This is a genomic window from Acinetobacter schindleri CIP 107287, from assembly GCF_000368625.1.
In the GTDB taxonomy this organism is placed as follows: domain Bacteria; phylum Pseudomonadota; class Gammaproteobacteria; order Pseudomonadales; family Moraxellaceae; genus Acinetobacter; species Acinetobacter schindleri.
This window is the reverse complement of record NZ_KB849576.1, coordinates 228,247-247,109: the sequence shown is the minus strand read 5'-3', so window position 1 is coordinate 247,109 and position 18,863 is coordinate 228,247. Positions and strand designations below refer to the sequence as shown.

At 42.5% G+C, this 18,863-nt stretch carries 11 protein-coding genes and 1 pseudogene; 1 reads left to right on the top strand and 11 read right to left on the bottom strand.

What is annotated here, in order from left to right; all coding sequences use genetic code 11:
* Positions 1-157: 157 nt before the first annotated feature.
* Positions 158-1,360, top strand: coding sequence for a poly-beta-1,6-N-acetyl-D-glucosamine N-deacetylase PgaB (pgaB, locus tag F955_RS08705; protein ID WP_004893518.1), 1,203 nt, complete (start codon positions 158-160; stop codon positions 1,358-1,360).
* Here pgaB (F955_RS08705) and pgaD read toward each other — a convergent pair.
* The 11 genes and pseudogenes from pgaD to F955_RS08650 all read right to left on the bottom strand — a co-directional run bounded on the left by pgaD (position 1,338) and on the right by F955_RS08650 (position 18,853).
* Complete coding sequence (gene pgaD, locus F955_RS08700) at positions 1,338-1,919, bottom strand: poly-beta-1,6-N-acetyl-D-glucosamine biosynthesis protein PgaD (RefSeq protein ID WP_004893516.1); 582 nt, start codon at positions 1,917-1,919, stop codon at positions 1,338-1,340. The two genes, pgaB (F955_RS08705) and pgaD, sit on opposite strands and share 23 nt — an antisense overlap.
* Position 1,920: 1 nt before the next feature.
* Positions 1,921-3,183 carry a poly-beta-1,6-N-acetyl-D-glucosamine synthase gene (gene pgaC, locus F955_RS08695; RefSeq protein ID WP_004810822.1) on the bottom strand — a complete coding sequence of 421 codons (1,263 nt, stop codon included), beginning with the start codon at positions 3,181-3,183 and terminating at the stop codon, positions 1,921-1,923.
* Entirely contained in the window at positions 3,180-4,985 is a 1,806-nt protein-coding gene (gene pgaB / locus F955_RS08690; protein ID WP_004810824.1) for a poly-beta-1,6-N-acetyl-D-glucosamine N-deacetylase PgaB, read from the bottom strand. Before pgaB (F955_RS08690) ends, pgaC begins: the two co-directional genes overlap by 4 nt.
* Complete coding sequence (locus tag F955_RS08685; protein ID WP_004893512.1) at positions 4,985-7,438, bottom strand: PgaA family protein; 2,454 nt, start codon at positions 7,436-7,438, stop codon at positions 4,985-4,987. The genes pgaB (F955_RS08690) and F955_RS08685 overlap by 1 nt, the downstream gene beginning before the upstream one ends.
* Before the next feature lie 149 nt (positions 7,439-7,587).
* Positions 7,588-8,478, bottom strand: a complete 891-nt coding sequence (gene sucD, locus F955_RS08680; RefSeq protein ID WP_004810828.1) for a succinate--CoA ligase subunit alpha — start codon at positions 8,476-8,478, stop codon at positions 7,588-7,590.
* 11 nt (positions 8,479-8,489) lie between these two features.
* A pseudogene (sucC, locus tag F955_RS08675) lies at positions 8,490-9,659 on the bottom strand (ADP-forming succinate--CoA ligase subunit beta); the annotation flags it as partial.
* Between the two features lie 179 nt (positions 9,660-9,838).
* Positions 9,839-11,269 carry a dihydrolipoyl dehydrogenase gene (gene lpdA / locus F955_RS08670; protein WP_004893506.1) on the bottom strand — a complete coding sequence of 477 codons (1,431 nt, stop codon included), beginning with the start codon at positions 11,267-11,269 and terminating at the stop codon, positions 9,839-9,841.
* Between the two features lie 67 nt (positions 11,270-11,336).
* The gene (gene odhB / locus F955_RS08665) at positions 11,337-12,551 is read right to left on the bottom strand and encodes a 2-oxoglutarate dehydrogenase complex dihydrolipoyllysine-residue succinyltransferase (protein ID WP_004810833.1); all 1,215 of its coding nucleotides are present in this window, start codon (positions 12,549-12,551) and stop codon (positions 11,337-11,339) included.
* 18 nt (positions 12,552-12,569) lie between these two features.
* Positions 12,570-15,392, bottom strand: a complete 2,823-nt coding sequence (locus tag F955_RS08660) for a 2-oxoglutarate dehydrogenase E1 component (protein ID WP_004893504.1) — start codon at positions 15,390-15,392, stop codon at positions 12,570-12,572.
* Positions 15,393-16,229: 837 nt separating this feature from the next.
* Positions 16,230-16,940, bottom strand: a complete 711-nt coding sequence (locus F955_RS08655; RefSeq protein WP_004810837.1) for a succinate dehydrogenase iron-sulfur subunit — start codon at positions 16,938-16,940, stop codon at positions 16,230-16,232.
* Positions 16,941-16,954: 14 nt separating this feature from the next.
* Entirely contained in the window at positions 16,955-18,853 is a 1,899-nt protein-coding gene (locus F955_RS08650) for an FAD-binding protein (RefSeq protein ID WP_004810838.1), read from the bottom strand.
* Between the last annotated feature and the right edge of the window lie 10 nt (positions 18,854-18,863).

Below are 18,863 nucleotides of genomic sequence, written 5' to 3'. Positions count from 1 at the left end.
AAAACAAAGAAGCTTCCAAGATGGAAGCTTTTTTCAAAAATTACACATATATTTCCAAATAAACATGCTATCAGTAAAGAAAGCGAATAAGCATCATTCTCATGATGGATTATTAAGATAAGAAAATTTATAACAATGATAATTACTGGATAGCATAATGAAAAATACAACTTACTCCAGAAAATCTGCACTCAATATAACTTTAAGCTTAGGTTTAATTACCTCTTTAAGTTTACTTAGCACCTTTTCTAGCTCATCAAATGCACTGACCAAACCTTTATCTTTTTCATCATTAATTGAAAGGTACCAGAAGAACCAACAATTAGAGATGTCAATTATGCATCTTGATTTAGACTATATTTATGACCCTGATCCACGTCAGATGACACGTAATATTAACCAGTTAATCAAGCGTATAGAGACTGTCCAGCCTAATACAATTTTTTTACAGGCTTATGCTGATGAGGATGCTAATGGTTCAGCGAATGAAGTGTATTTCCCTAATCCCCATATGCCTGTCAGGGAAGATTTATTTAAAAAAGTCACTGAACAGATTCGAAATCGTACAACTGTTAAAAAAATCTATGCCTGGTTACCCATGTGGGCCTGGGAACTGCCAAAGCACTACCGGGCAAATTATGTAGAAACTACAAACTCGAACATAAAAGGTTATATTCGCCTGTCGCCATTTGATCCAAAAAACTTTGATTATGTCTATGATATCTATAAAGCATTAACAGATAAAATAACTGTGGACGGTATTTTGTATCATGATGATATTACCTTGAATGACTATGAGGATAGTTCCCCCTCTGCCATGCAAGTATATAAATATTGGGGATTTAAAGATGCTGAAAAAATATTACGTCATCCTCAACATCCAGAACAAATGAAGTTTGCTAAAGCTAAAACCGCCTATTTAGATAATCTTGCTTTAAAATTGAGTAATAAGCTTAAAATCACCAATCCATCACTCAAATTTGCCCGAAACTCTTATGCGCCTGTGATGTTAAATCCTGAAAGCGAGAAATGGTTTGCACAATCAACCTCAAGTACTCTACAGCATTATGATTATAATGCTGTTATGGCTATGCCTTATATGGAAAAAGCCCCAGACCATTCCAAGTTCTATCTTAATTTGGTAGAAAAAGCACGGCAGTATGACCCTACTCTATCTCGGACCATTTTTGAAATTCAAACCATAGACTGGAATACACAGCACAAACTTTCAAATGAGGAGTTATTAGAAACTGTACATCTATTAAAAGAACAAGGAGTGCAGCATATTGGCTATTATCCAGAAGATCCTTTTATGCCACACCCACATGCAACGATTTTTAAGCCAAAGAAATTTTCATAGGCCTGCCTTGTATATCGTATTGCTCTAATCTCCCCTCCTGATTATAGTACAGGGTCAATTGTTTGGCCTGTACCATTTCCAGTAGAGCATGCTTTTCAACCTCAAAGCTATAAGCAATCTCCTGAAGTTCAACCGGTCTAGGTGCCGAACGTCGATCTACTCGATTGAATCGGATCCAGTTATAACATGCCCATAACAACAAGCTTGAAAAAGCAATAATAATCAGTAGGGCCAGCTCAAATAGCGTCATTCCCTGATAAGGTTTATGGTCTATTAACACATGATCAACAATCAGACTCGATTCAAACCACCATAAACCCAGGGAGGCCAATGGCATAAATAACCATATCCATGCCATCCAGCCTATTGCCATCAGACTATAACCACTCGTTCGACCACTTACATATTCTGGAACATCGATATACTCCGGAATATCGAGTTTAGATTCTTTAACAGTTGCTGCGACACTGAGTTCAGAAAGTTCAACAGTTGTTGGGAGCTCCATATACTCGGCAATTTTAACCTGCGGCTTGGCAGGAATATTTTTATTGTTTTTCACCTTATTTTACCTCTGTTTCACCACGGAAGCCTCGGTCTGGACTGATCCACCGTGCACGGGTTTGGGTTTTAAAAATGGTCTTCGGCAACGATACAACGGTCGTTAACATGGTTAAAATCCAGAAAAATAGTGGGTACCAGATTACCCAGAAATAACTTCTGAACATTCGACCTTTATCATATCTACGGTCAATCCATAGACTGACCATGAACTGAATCAAACAGCTTGCGCCGAGAATCACACCATACCACTGCGGCAACAGAGAATTGATATACCACTCTGGGGCCACAGGAAAGAACAAACCATAAAAGAACAAGACGAATACACCAAACATGGTATATGCCCATAACACGCTAATTACAGATTCCAGTGCAATCGGCCACATGCGGCGCAAACGCCATTTAAATATTTTAGGAATATACGCAAAGAGTACTTCAATACCACCTTGTGCCCAGCGTAATCGCTGCTGCCACAACCCTTTAAAAGTTTCGGGCATATAAATATAGGTGAGTGCTTGAGGGACATACTGCACATCCCAATGATCAAACTGCAAACGCCATGACACATCAATATCCTCAGTAATCATGTCATCACGCCAGTAACCAATACGATCCAGAGCAGTTTTTCTAAATCCGGCACAGACACCAGAGACAGTGAAAATGCGACCATAAGTACGTTGTGCCCGCTTAATCAATCCGATAATAGAAGAAAATTCTCCAACCTGAACTTTGCCTAGTATGCTGGAGCGATTGATAATTCGCGGGTTACCCGTTACCGCTCCGACACGCGGGAACATGGTTAAATGATGCATCATCCAGAGTACACAATGTGGATGCATTAACGCATCGCCATCAATACAGATCAGGTACTCATAACCACTTACCATTGCGCCTGCACGTAGTGCATACGCTTTACCCTGGTTCTCGGCCAAATGTACTACACGTAATTTTGGATATTTTTCTGCCAGTTCATCCAGAATCTCTCCTGTCTGATCCGAACTGCCATCATTAATCGCAATCACTTCAAATTTTGGATACTGACTTTGCATGGCATAGCGAATGGTCTGCTTGACCTGTTCAGCCTCATTAAAACAGGGAATTAAAATACTACAACCTGCTTCTTTGGGTTCAGGTAATGCTTTCTGATTCAGTTCGCGTTTTATAAAAAACCAGATTCCGCCAGCAATCCACATCCACGCCATAAACAATGGATAGAAAAAAGCAAAGCCAAAGATGACATCATGTAAACTGATACTATTAATCATTTACGTTCTCCCTGCTGAGCCTGAAAGGGATCACGATAAACGAAAGGATTACTGTTTAAGCTAATCGATGCATAAAGTCTTTGTTGAACCTGCCCGGCATTTTTAAAATTATAATTTTCAAGCGAAATTTTCTGGATACCTTGTCTACGTAAATTCGCAATACTATTAGTAATCCATTGATCTTGTTCTGATTGACCTGACAGATCAAAACCGATCATCAAACGTTGTTTTTGTACGGAGGTCAATTGCTGAATATTTTTGAGCAACTGGTTATGCTCAGCTTTGCTGGTTTTTTGATCCAAAACCAGATAGATATAGTCTGAATCATCTGCCAGGGTTTCAAATAAGGCCTTCAGCCCCATAGTTTTATGGGTATTTATTTTCAGTACTGCCAAATAGACATTACTGATATTGGCATAGTATTTGGCACGTCGACTCGTATTTTGTTTTAAGTTAATGACTCGCTCAATCTGTTTCTTACATTCAGCCGACCACTGTGTACTCTCTACAGCACAATTTAACTCTTGGCCAGCGTCTATCACCAAGCCTTCCAGATTGCTGTTATATTTGAATATATCTTCAACCAGCTGGACCATATTATAGCCCTGATTCATCATACTGAGCGGTAACTCTGCATAAACACGCTGATACGTACGGGTACGTGCTTGCCATAAAGTACGGTTCAGTAAATCCTGTTGCATTTTTAACTGGCTGTTCGGGAAGTAAGCCACATCGACCGTGCCATTACCATCGAGATCGGCAACAGGTTTCAAGATCAGCTGATTGGTTTTCAGCGCATCTAACTGGTTGAGGAACTGACCGAGTTTTTCATCAGCCTGTTTTATACTGGGCTGCGCAAGATCTTTCAAATTAAACTGAATAAAGCTCTTCTGCTCCAGATAGGGTTGCTTGGTGTGATACAAAAACTCAGACATTGCCTCTTTAATTTCTGCCAGGTTCGGGTTATTCATAATCAAGGCACGCTGATAGGTTTTTACTGAATCAGCCAATGGCGCCATAGTCCCGAGGCTAAAAGACATGCTTAGTCCTGCCTGCTTAGCAATATCTTCTGTTTCTGCTGTTACAGCACCATAGGGCCAGAAAATAGCATGAGTCGGTACTGACAATTCCTGTTCCAGAATGGCTTTAGAACGCTTTAAGTCTTCCAGCACACGCTGCCTATAAGCAAGGTCAGATTCATAACGTGCCTTTGTCAAATCATATATACGTGCAGTTGCAGCAGGCTGCATATTTCTTTGTGGATTCGAAATAACTCCACGATGCAAATTATGTGAATGCGATACAAACTCGACTAAGCCACTATTTTGCATTTCCCGCATCTGGTCCCAATTCATCAGATTATTTGCCCCATAGGACTCTATGGCATCTTTATGCTTGGTACCAATCCAGCTGGTTGGAATAGCAAAAACGGCATGTAATTTATATTGCTTTAATAAAGGAAATACTTGGGTATATCCGCTTAGCGCCCCATCATCGAAGGTCAAAAGTACCGATTTTTCTGGTAATGGAATTTTTTTCTCACGGGCACGGCGGATATCTTCCAAAGAAATAGTTTTCCAACCTTCACGTTTTAACCAAGCAAAATATTGCGCCAAATATTCAGTACTAATTGCATATTGATCACGATCACCCTGACGTGCTACATCATTCCTGACATCATGAAAAGTGAGTGTTACGAACTGGTTTTCAGGCAGATCCATCGCTTTATTTTCAGCATGACTATATGCCATAAAAAGAGTTAAGCATCCTAATAGAGCGAGTGTATTTTTTATTGTTTTCATTAGAATCTCCCTTCAAATCCAAAACTTGCTTCGAGTCTATTTTCATCTTCACTGTCATAAGGGTGTTGCCCATAGGACACCCCATAATTCAGGGACCAAGTTCTGGTGATTTGCCAGAGGTGTTGATATTTCGCCAAATAAATCAGGCCTGAGTCATAATCTTCCTGGTCAAATACACCAAGATTTAATGAAAAACGTTGAGTCAACGACTGATCATAACTACGCCAGGTTACCCAATCATGTTCCAGACCTGCTTCTGCACTCCAACTTGAAGATGGATTGAAATAGGAAGTTTCTACATCATCTTTATTCGATGCCCAAAATCCATATAAGTTCAGATGGGTTAAATGATGTGGAGCCTGGAAAATACGTTGCTTGAAATAGGTACCTAGTTCCTGACGCTCATTTCCGTCATCAATATCAGTAAGCTGATAGCTCAATCCAGCCTTTGTAGATTCATGCTGTTGCCAGTTTAAGTCGAAACGATAAGACTGCCCTTCATGTTCATCCTGTATCTGCAATGGAATCTCTGCCTGGCTGTTATAAGCCAGACCATAATTCCAGTGATCACTTAACCAATGATTCCAGGTTATATTCACACCAAAGCGATCACCCTCGGTCGCTTGTGAAAGTGCTACAGTGGCATACTTACGGTTATCGACCCATTCCAGTCCTACACCGATCCGTTGATCATCTCGCTTACCTTCTTCATACTCTCCACTACGGTACTGATGCTCCACAAAGGCCCGGTAATAATCTGAAAACCATGGGGTATTGAGTCGCGTCCAGCTTTGTTTCTCACGAGAACCATTCAGATTATTGACCAGATCTTGATCATCCGTTTCACTTTTCGCATAAAGACTATTATGTGAAATGGTAAACCGCTCACGATCTTTGAGCTCCTTATGACTACGTACTACCCCGGTATCAGTTCCTGCCCGCTCTAAAAGATCAGTATTGCTACTACGCCATGTCTGCACATCAAAGACAGCTTGTGCATTTTGCATGCTATTAATTCGGGTGGCTTGTGTTGATGGCTCTGTACCATTGAGTAAGGAAACCGTTGCTTGTGCTTGCAAAGGTTTTTCACGCCAACGCTGTATAGTCGCAAGATAATTGATGTAATTACGATTTCCTGGAGATTTATTTACCAGGTCCTGAAAATACAGTTCTGCCTTATCCAGCTGGTTTTTATAACTATAATGAAGACCTCTTAAGATCACATACTCATCACGGTCCATATGAATCGTACGGTCTACACCTTTAGCCTGACTATAGAAGAAGATTGGTAAGCGCTGATCCATTTCCTTAATTACTTCATCAGCGGCTTTAAATTTTTCTTGTTCAATCAAGCTATAGTACAGACCTGCGTAAACGTCATAGTCTACATAATTCTTTTCTTTAAACAGACTGCGGTACAATATTTCCGCCTGCTTTGGTTTATGGTTGCGCAAATAACTATCAGCTAGTGCATGTCTGGTATAGGCAGGCATCTGTTCTACCGGCTGATTGATTTTAGCCAGTTGGCCCAAAGCTTCAGTAGAACGTTGCCGTGCACTTAAGGCAAAAATATATTCATAATAAAATCTTTGACGTAACTCGGGATATTGGGCTAGCTCATTTTCATAAGCCTGCATTTCCGAAATCACCTGATCCAGCTCTGTATAGGCAATCTTGCCCTGATCCTTTTCACTTTGTACTTTATAGAAATCAATGGCATTACGAATATGTTGACTAAACTTGATCAGCTGTACTTCATGCTTGAGACGACTTTGCCCTTTACCCTGCTGCTGTAAATAACGGTTTGCACTGTCATAATCAGCACTGGCTGCCAAAGCCAGCACATACTGTTCCTGCACGCTTTCCGAACGACTCATCGATAAAGCGCGAGTTGCGGTATTCAGTGCCTGTATAGGTTGTCTTAATAAGCGATAGGTATAAGCCAATTGTACCAGCTGATCAGCATTCAACTGTTTCTGGTCAACTTTTCTGATTTGTTGCTCTGCCTGCTCCAATTGACCACTTTCTGCGAGCAACATGCCACGGTATAAATCCCATGGAATATCACTTGTGCTGTTTTTCTGAAATTTTGCTGCATATTGTTCAGCCAGCAAAAATTTACCCTGATCACGCAATAACATCACCAGAGGCAGTTGCCCATAGACTGGATATATTGAAATTTTTAAGTGATTCAGATTGTAATCTTGCTGAATTAGGGGGGAATTATATTGTCGGCTTAACAAAATAAAGTCAGCCAGCAGGTTCATGTTCGCAGGATCTTTGCGTACCATTTCTGCGAGTATTTTAAGACCTTTTTGGGTATCCCCAGACTTAATTTGCTTGACCACCTGATGCCTTTGCGTGTCTGTAATAGCTGCATATAAAGGATTCAAGCTGATTCCTGTGGCAAGCAACACATAGGCGATTGAGTAATAGTTATTGTTGTTTAGCATTGGCATTTGTCTTGTTATGTATTTTATTTATACAAACATTATAACAAAGTGCGATTTAGCTCACAATTTCATCCTGTCAGACCAAACTATTATGTATTTCTTCTAAAAAAAGCCCTCAATAAGAGGGCTTTATGTTGGATTTTTATTGTTTAGATTAACCCTTTATCCTTCAGCAACTGATACATGGTCGAACCAAGCTCAGCAGGACTACGGGTATAAGCCATGCCAGCACGTTCAAAGGCTGCAAATTTTTCTTCCGCGGTGCCTTTGCCACCTGAAATAATCGCACCTGCATGCCCCATACGTTTTCCTTTCGGTGCTGTCACACCCGCAATATAACCCACCACAGGCTTAGTTACATTAGACTGGATATATTCAGCAGCTTCTTCTTCAGCTGTACCACCAATCTCACCGATCATGATAATAGCTTCTGTTTCAGGGTCTTCTTCAAACAGTTTCAAGCAGTCAATCTGGTTCATACCTGGAATTGGATCACCACCAATACCGATACAAGTCGATTGACCTAAACCCAATTTAGTCGTTTGCGATACAGCCTCATAAGTCAGGGTACCTGAACGAGAGATAATCCCGATCTTGCCTTTCTTATGGATATGGCCTGGCATAATTCCGATCTTGCATTCTTCAGGCGTAATAATACCCGGACAGTTTGGGCCAATCAGACGCGTGCCATTACCATTGGTTTCCAGATAGCGCTTGGCTTTTAGCATGTCCAGTGTTGGTACACCTTCAGTAATCACTACAATCAGCTCAATACCTGAGTCAACCGCTTCCACAATAGAGTCTAATACAAATGGTGCAGGTACATAAATTACAGAAGCATCAGCCTGGGTTTCTTTTACCGCTTCACGCATGGTATTAAATACTGGCAGATCCAGATGTGATTGACCACCTTTGCCCGGTGTTACCCCACCGACCACTTTAGTACCGTAAGCAATTGCCTGCTCGGAATGAAAAGTTCCGTTTTTACCAGTAAAGCCCTGAACTAAAACTTTGGTGTCTTTATTAATTAATACGCTCATTGTGATACTCCTTAAGCTTTCACTGCAGCAACAATTTTTTCTGCAGCATCGGCCAGGCCATTTGCAGAAATTAATTTCAAACCAGATTCATCCAGTAATTTGGCACCAAGCTCAGCATTGTTCCCTTCAAGGCGAACCACAACCGGCACAGTGACATTTACTTCTTGAACTGCTGCAATAATTGCTTCAGCGATCATGTCGCAACGTACAATTCCACCAAAAATATTAATCAACACACCTTGTACAGAAGTATCTGCCAAAATAATTTTGAACGCCTCAATCACCCGCTCTTTGGTTGCACCACCACCGACATCGAGGAAGTTAGCTGGCTGACCACCATAAAGCTTGATAATATCCATGGTGGCCATCGCAAGACCTGCACCATTGACCATACAACCAATATTACCTTCCAAGGCAACATAGTTCAGATCAAATTCAGAGGCTTTTAGCTCACGCTCATTCTCTTGTGATTTATCGCGTAGTGCCGCCACTTCAGGCAAACGATACAGCGCGTTCGAATCGATCCCTACTTTGGCATCGACACAAAGAATGTCGCCATTTTCACGGACTGATAGCGGATTGATTTCAAACAGGGCAAAATCATTTTCCACAAAGGCTTGATAAGCTGCAGTCATGACTTTAACAAATTGATTGATTTGTCCATCTTTAAGGTTTAAAGCAAATGCGACTTCACGTGCCTGGAACGGCAATAAACCAACGAGTGGATCAACTTCAACTTTAATAATTTTTTCAGGCGTTTCTTCTGCCACTTTTTCAATTTCAACACCGCCTTCAGTCGATGCCATAAAGGTAATACGGCGAGTTGAACGGTCTACCACAGCACCCAGATAAAGTTCACGCTCTACCGGATAAACATCTTCAGAGACCAGAATACTGTTGACTGGTTGACCATTGGCATCGGTTTGATAAGTCACTAAACGTGAGCCAATAATTTGATTGGCATATTCAGCGGCTTCGTCGGCAGATTTAACTACCTTTACCCCACCCGCCTTACCACGCCCCCCGGCATGCACCTGGGCTTTTAATACGGCAAATTTTCCGCCCAGCTGTTGAAAAGCCTGCACGGTTTCTTCAGCATTTGTCGCAAGAATACCTTCCTGAACTGGCATGCCATATTTTTTTAATAACGCTTTTGCTTGATACTCATGTAAATTCATTGATTGACCTTTTACTACTTTTTCACTTTGTTATTACTGCGTCCAATATCCTGTGGCGCTGCAACATCGATATTGGAATTTATTAAAACGATGTTTTGATTCTTATCTTTATTTTTAGATGATTATTCATACAAAAACAACCACCAAATGTAAAAGAGCGGCCGGAGCCGCTCTTTTTTAGATTATTTACGCTTACGCTGGATCGCGTGAATTGCACGACCATCCACTGCCAGAGCAGCTTCATGTACGACTTCAGAGAAAGTTGGGTGACCGAAAGTCATCAACTGTAGGTCTTCTACTGAAGATACAAATTCAAGTGCGATCATACCTTGGTGAACGATGTCAGACGCAGCAGGTCCAATCACGTGCATACCAAGTAGACGGTCTGTTTTCGCATCAGCAACAAACTTCACGAAACCAGCATTTTCGCCAGCAGCCATTGCACGGCCGTTCGCAGCGAAACCGAATTGACCAGTTTTTACCTCAATGCCTTTTTCTTTCGCTTGCTCTTCTGTTAAACCTACCCACGCCGCTTCTGGGTGTGTGTAAATTACAGAAATGATCGTGTCGTAGTTGACTTGTGCAGCGTGACCGTGAATACGTTCAACTGCCATTACGCCTTCTTCCATTGCTTTATGTGCAAGCATTGGACCACGTACCAAGTCACCAATCGCGTATACGCCTTCAACAGAAGTTGCACACCAATCGTTTACTTCAACTAAACCACGTTCAGTCAATTTAATGCCTGAATCTTCAGCCAATAGACCTTCAGCATAAGCACGACGACCTACACAAACGATCAACTTGTCGAAAGTTTGAGTTTTGTCTTCGCCACCTTGAGTGTACTGAACAGTAACTTCACGGCCGTTAACTTCAGTACCAGATACTTTCGCACCAACACGGATATCCAGACCTTGCTTCGTCAATACTTTTTGGTAATCTTTTGCCAATGCTTTATCAGCCATTGGTAAGAATGCATCCATTGCTTCAAATACAACAACTTCAGCACCCAGACGACGCCATACCGAACCAAGTTCAAGACCGATTACACCTGCACCAATTACACCTAAACGCTTAGGCACTTCCTGGAATTCAAGCGCGCCAGTAGAGTCAACAATAATGTCTTGATCTACAGGAGCAACAGGAATATTTACCGGCACAGAACCAGTTGCAAGAATCACGTATTTAGGTTCTAAAACTTGAGTTTCGCCTTCATGTGAAACAAACTCAACTTTTTTACCAGCAAGTAATTTACCAGTACCTTTTAACCATTCAACGCCATTGCCTTTAAGCAGACCGTCGATACCCATGGTCAATTGGTTTACGATTTTATCTTTACGCGCAAGCATTTTAGACAAATCAAATGCGACTTCACCAGTCGTAATACCGTGATCATCTAAGTGATGAACAGTATCTTCATAACGATGAGAAGAATCCAGAAGTGCCTTAGAAGGGATACAACCTACGTTTAAGCAAGTGCCGCCTAGAGAAGGTTTACCTTTATGAATACGTTTTTCGATACACGCAACTTTAAAACCAAGTTGAGCTGCACGAATAGCAGCTTCATAGCCGCCTGGACCACCACCGATTACAACTAAATCAAACTGAGACATTTGTATCTCCAAAAACGAGTTCAAAGGATCGCTTCGAACTCGCTTTGATTATTCTTAAAAACTAAAATTATAGATCAAGGATAAGACGTGCTGGCTCTTCTAACAATTCTTTGATTGTTACAAGGAAACCTACAGCTTCTTTACCATCGATTAGACGGTGGTCATAAGAAAGCGCTAGGTACATCATTGGCAAGATTTCAACTTGACCATTCACTGCCATAGGACGTTCCTGGATTTTATGCATACCCAGAATCGCAGTTTGAGGCGTGTTCAAGATTGGAGTTGAAAGCAATGAACCGAAAGTACCACCGTTGGTAATTGTGAAAGTACCACCAGTCATGTCTTCAATTGCAAGTTTACCTTCACGTGCCTTGCCAGCGTATGCACGGATACCATTTTCAACTTCAGCGTAGTTCATGCGGTCTGTATCACGAAGTACAGGAACCACCAGACCACGATCAGAAGAAACCGCTACACCGATGTCATAGTAACCGTGATAAACGATGTCGTCGCCATCGATAGACGCATTCACCGCTGGGTAGCGTTTAAGCGCTTCAGTCGCCGCTTTAACGAAGAATGACATGAAGCCTAGACGCGCACCATGACGTTTTTCAAACGCATCTTTGTACTGGTTACGCATTTCCATGATTGGTTTCATGTTGACTTCGTTGAACGTCGTCAGCATTGCTGTTTCTTGAGTTGCAGCAAGCAGACGTTCAGCAACACGTTTACGCAGACGAGTCATAGGTACACGTTTTTCAATACGCTCACCAACTGCAACGCTTAATGGTGCAGCAGCAGGTGCTGCTGGTTTCGCTTGATGGTTCGCAACATCTTCTTTGGTGATGCGACCGCCACGACCTGTACCAGATACGTCAGATGCAGCAATACCAGATTCAGTTAAAGCTTTACGTACTGCAGGTGCCTGGTCAGCAACTTGAGTACGCTCAACGATCGGCGAATTACCCGCTTCAGTTTGTGCAGCAGCTTGCTCAACTTTCTCTTCAGATTGAACTGCTTGAGTTTGTGTAGCGCCAGAAACAGCACCTTCTTCAAATTGAGCAATCACTTCAGCAGAAAGCACTGTGTCGCCTTCATTTTTGATGATTGATGCAATTGTACCGTCAGCAGGAGCAACAACTTCTAAAACAACTTTATCAGTCTCAATATCACAGATCACTTCATCACGTGATACTGCTTCACCTGGTTGTTTGTGCCAAGTTGCGATCGTACCGTCCGCAACTGACTCTGGAAATACCGGTGCTTTAATTTCGGTTGCCATTACTTAGAATCTCCTGGATTATTCAGCATCGATCGCTAGAGCGTCGTTAACGAGCTGAGCTTGTTGTTTTGCATGCAAATATGGTGAACCACACGCCGGTGCAGCAGAAGCTTCACGGCCAGCGTAGCTAATACGAACCTGTTTACCAGACTTCATCACGTCGTCATACAGACGTGGCGCGATGAACAGCCAAGCACCTTGGTTCTTCGGTTCTTCTTGAGCCCAAACCAGCTCTTTCAGGTTTGGATACTGAGCAAGAACTTCAGCAAGACGTGCTTCTGGGTACGGATACAATTGTTCAATACGAACGATCGCAGTATTGTTCAATTCTTTTTCACGACGTTTTTCAACTAGGTCGTAGTAAACCTTACCACCACAAAGTACCAAACGGGTTACGTCCGACTTGTTAATGTTATCTACTTCATCGATCACAGTCTGGAATGTACCGCTTGCAAGTTCATCAAGGTTAGACACAGCTAACTTGTGACGCAGTAATGATTTCGGCGACATGATGATCATTGGCTTACGGATTGGGCGGATTGCCTGACGACGTAATGCATGGAAGATCTGTGCAGGTGTAGTTGGAGTCATCACTTGCATGTTGTCTTCTGCACATAACTGCAGGAAGCGCTCAAGACGTGCAGATGAATGCTCTGGACCTTGACCTTCGAAGCCGTGTGGCAGAAGCATAGTCAGACCACATACACGCTCCCATTTGGTTTCACCAGATGAGATAAACTGGTCGATCACGACCTGTGCACAGTTCGCGAAGTCACCAAACTGAGCTTCCCAGATGATCAAGCTCTTAGGAAGAGTCGTCGCATAGCCGTATTCAAATGCCAGCACTGCCATTTCAGACAATAATGAGTCATAGATCGCAACGCGTGGCTGGTTTTCTTTGATATGGCAAAGTGGAATGTAAGTTGAGCCATCTACCTGGTTATGCAGTTTTGCATGACGGTGTGAGAATGTACCACGACCCACGTCTTCGCCAGTTAAGCGAACCAGATAACCATCATCTAGAAGCGATGCATAGGCTAGAGTTTCAGCAGCACCCCAGTTCAGTGGCATTTCACCAGTCTGCATTTTCAGACGGTCATCAATCACTTTAGAAACCTGACGCTGCATGACGAAGCCTTCTGGAAGCTCACGCATTTTACGACCAAGTTCTTTAAGACGTTCTAGATCACAAGTTGTATCCCACTCGTCTGTGTAGTCGTGACCTAAGTACGGAGACCAGTCTACGAACATTTTCTTGTTCGGCTCTAATACCAAGGCATTGGCAACGTGTTTACCTGCTTCAAGGTCTGAACGATAGTTTTCAACCATTTGATCTGCAGTTGCGCGGTCAAGGATGCCTTCTTGAACAAGTTTGTCAGCATACAAAGTACGAGTCGTCGCTTTCTTGTTGATTACTTGGTACATCATTGGCTGAGTTGCAGCCGGTTCATCCGCTTCGTTGTGACCACGACGACGGTAACAGAACATGTCGATAACCACGTCTTTACGGAAAGTATGACGGAAATCATGTGCAAGCTGAGCAACAAACAATACAGCTTCCGGATCATCACCATTGACATGGAAGATCGGTGCCTGAATCATTTTCGCGATGTCAGTACAGTATTCTGTAGAACGTGCATCACGTGGATCAGAAGTGGTGAAACCAACCTGGTTGTTCACAACAATGTGCACTGTACCACCAACGGTGTAACCACGCGTTTGTGACATCTGGAAGGTTTCCTGGTTGACACCTTGACCTGCAAATGCTGCATCACCATGAACGATGATTGGTAATACGTCATCACCACCGATGTCTTTACGACGTACCTGACGAGCACGTACCGAACCTTCAACTACGGGCCCAACGATTTCAAGATGTGATGGGTTAAACGCCAATGCCAAGTGTACTTCGCCACCTGGAGTCATCACGTTAGACGAGAAACCTTGGTGATACTTAACGTCACCAGAACCTTTCTTATGAAGAGACTTACCTTCGAATTCGCCAAACAGGTCAGCCGGGTTTTTACCCATGATGTTAACCAGAAGGTTCAGACGGCCACGGTGTGGCATACCGATTACAACTTCTTTACAGCCAACAGAACCTGCACGTTGAATCAATGCATCAACCATCGGGATGAAAGACTCACCGCCTTCAACACCGAAACGTTTTGCACCAACGAATTTATTACCTAAGTATTTTTCCAAGCCTTCCGCTGCAGTCAAACGCTCAAGTACATGTTTTTTCTGTTGTGTGTTGAAACCAAACTGGCCACGTGCACCTTCAAGACGTTGTTGAATCCATCGTTTTTCCTTGGTGTCAACGATATGCATATATTCTGAACCAACAGTACCGCAGTATGTAGACTCTAATGCAGCAAGAATTTCAGCAAGCGTTGCTTCTTCTTTACCGATTGCAAGATTACCAGTATTGAATACTGTGTCTAAATCAGACTTGGTTAAACCATGTGCATCCAGTTCTAAGTCAAATGCTTGTTCGCGTTTTGCAAGACCTAATGGATCTAATTTGGCTTTCTGGTGACCACGGTTACGATAAGCCGCAATGAGTTGTAATACGCCAATTTGACGACGCTCGTGATCAGAACTTACTGTCGCTTGAATGACAGGCTGAACACGGCTTGAATTACGACCTAACAGTAGGAATTGCTCACGTACATTGCTGTGTGGTTGGTCACCTTTAGGGAACTTACCGAAGTATTCCTGCCAGTCAGCACCCACTGAGTCTGGAGCGGTCAGATACTGCTCATAAAGTTCTTCAATATACGCTGCACTATCAGCGCTAAGTTCAGTGTCAAGACGCAGAGCGTCAGCAACTTCTTGCATTTGTGGACCCATTTCCTATTGCAAAAACATTTTCAGGATGCTTTTTAAGCAAAACCCAGGATTAGTAATGTCAAATTGGTAAGATGACATTAGTCCCCCATAAGGCATAAGCCATGAGGCGCTATCACCACACCAAGAGCAACTCTTGATATGTTTAATGAACAATAACGCCCCTCAGCGGCATCATCACTCATCGAATACCCGATAAAAACCGAGCAATTTTTTGCAAATCGACTTAGAAAAAACAAAGGCTTAAGCTGTATTTTTTCTAAAGCGACTCTGACTTACCTTTATATACCAGTCGTAGGTTTTTCCGTGTTTAAAAAGTGTACATTAATCCTTACATTTTTTGGATATAGTCTTATGCTAAATGCTATCACGATCTCGACTAATCAATTGATTTTTTTGACGAGAAATGTGTGTTTTTTAGTCAAATACATCAACCAGAAATTACTCTAACATAGGGAGCTTTAAATGAAAAACACAATCTCCGTAGACTAAAGTCCTACATCCAACTACCATCCCACTGATAAACAAAAAGAGAGTAAATCTTCCAATCCACTCCCTTTGCAATCTTGCGTTATATAATAACATTATCGGGAATCTTTTTCAGGTCAGTTTTACATCTAAAAATCATAAATAAATCGAACTACATCATATTAGTGCACAAACCTGAGCAAAATGCTCTGAAATAATTCATCACCTTTTATGATTGCACCAGAGCTCCTGCTGATAACTTCTGCTTTTCAACTAGTCTTACCCTTTTCAGCGCCCCTATAAAGCAAAAAGCACACCAAGTGGTGTGCTTTTTTGACAAACTGTTATTCGCAGTCTGAATTAGCCAGCCATATCTAGAAGCATGTTACGGATGTGACCGATTGCTTTCGTAGGGTTCAAGCCTTTAGGACATACAGATACACAGTTCATGATGCCTTTACAACGGAACAGCGAGAATGGGTCGTCAAGACGAGCCAAACGCTCTTGAGTTGCTGTATCACGTGAGTCAATGATGAAGCGATAAGCATTCAACAATGCTGAAGGACCCAAGAATTTATCAGGGTTCCACCAGAATGACGGACATGAAGTTGAACAGCATGCACAAAGAATACATTCATACAGACCATCAAGATGTTCACGTTCTTCAGGAGACTGCAGACGTTCTTTAGGCGGTGCAGGCTGATTGTTGATCAAGAACGGATGAATCTTGTTGTACTGATCGTAGAACTGATTCATGTCTACAACAAGGTCTTTAACTACTGGAAGACCTGGCAGTGGACGGATTGTGATTGTTTCTGGTAAATCATTCAGGTTCCACAGACATGCAAGACCGTTTTTACCATTGATGTTTACACCATCAGAACCACAAATACCTTCACGACATGAGCGACGGAACGTTAAAGATTCGTCTTGTACTTTTAATGCCAGAAGTGCATCAAGCAACATACGGTGCTTGTCAGTCAATTCCAGTTTAAAAGTTTGCATGTACGGTGCTGCATCCTTATCAGGATCGTAGCGGTAGATATTAAATGTACGAGTACCTCTACTCATCTTACTTCTCCGAATTAGAATGTACGTGGTTTAGGTGGAATCGCATCAACCGACAATGGACGGTAACGCACTGGCTTATACTCAAGACGGTTGTCCGCAGAGAACCATAATGTGTGCTTCATCCACTCATCATCACGACGACCGTATGGGTATGCAGGATGGTCAGGAGACTCTTCAAAGTCTACTACCGTATGCGCACCACGGCATTCTTTACGCGCTGCAGCTGAAATTAGAGTCGCTTTAGCAACTTCATACAAGTTTTCAACTTCAAGTGCTTCAATACGTGCTGTGTTGAATACTTTAGATTTGTCTTTCAAGTGAATGTTGCGCACGCGCGGTTCAATTGCAAGAATCTGTTTCACACCTTCTTCAAGAAGTGCAGATGTACGGAATACACCAGCGTGGTCTTGAACGATGTCACGAATCGCATCAGCAACTTCTTGAGCATTTTCACCTGTAGTTGATTCGTCAAGTTTACGAATACGTGCAACAGTTTGCTCAAGTACAGTTGTAGGAAGCGGTTCATATTCATCACCGTGGTGTTTAGTCACATAATCGATGATGTGCTGACCGGCAGCCTTACCAAATACAACCAAGTCAAGCAGTGAGTTTGTACCTAGACGGTTTGCACCATGTACAGATACACAAGAACATTCACCAATCGCATAGAAACCTTTCACTGGTTTAGTGAAGTTACGGCCTTCTTGGTTAGTAGAGTATGTATCAGTGTTTTTGTCGTAGTGAGTAACCAGTGCTTCAGTTTCTGGAGACTCTGGAACAACAACCTGACCATGAATATTCGTAGGAATACCACCCATTTGGTAATGGATTGTTGGCACTACTGGAATTGGCTCTTTGGTGATATCAACGTTCGCGAATTTCTTACCAATCTCAAATACAGATGGAAGACGTTTCATGATCGTATCCGCACCCAGGTGCGTCATATCAAGAAGGATATAATCACCTTTAGGACCACAGCCACGACCTTCTTTGATCTCTTGGTCCATAGAACGTGATACGAAGTCACGTGGTGCCAAGTCTTTCAAAGTTGGAGCATAACGTTCCATGAACGGTTCGCCATCTTTGTTACGAAGGATTGCACCTTCACCACGACAACCTTCAGTTAGCAATACGCCTGCGCCCGCAACACCTGTAGGGTGGAACTGCCAGAATTCCATATCTTGTAATGGAATACCTGCACGAGCTGCCATACCAAGACCGTCACCAGTATTGATATACGCGTTAGTAGATGCACGGTAAACACGACCCGCACCACCAGTAGCAAATAGAGTAGCTTTCGCCTGGAATACTGCAATTTTACCAGTTTCCTGATCGATAGCAGTTACACCAAGTACATCGCCAGCTTCATTACGGATCAAATCAAGTGCGATCCATTCCACGAAGAATTGTGTACCCATTTTCACGTTGCTTTGATAAAGCGTATGAAGAAGTGCGTGACCTGTACGGTCAGCTGCAGCACATGCACGAGGAACCGCTTTTTCACCGTAGTTCGCAGAGTGACCACCAAATGGACGTTGGTAAATTGTACCGTCTGCGTTACGGTCAAATGGCATACCTAAATGTTCTAATTCATATACCACTTGAGGTGCTTCACGCGTCATAAACTCGATCGCGTCCTGGTCACCTAACCAGTCAGAACCTTTCACTGTGTCATAGAAGTGGTAGTGCCAGTTATCTTCTTGCATATTACCAAGAGATGCACCAATACCACCCTGTGCCGCAACAGTGTGTGAACGTGTCGGGAATACTTTAGTCAGTACAGCAACTTTTAAACCAGCTTGAGCAAGTTGGTAAGATGCACGCATACCTGAACCACCGCCACCCACGATGACAGCATCGAAAGTTTCATGTGGAATATTTGTGTAATCTTCTTTAGGGTTAATTGCGCCCATGATCTCTTCC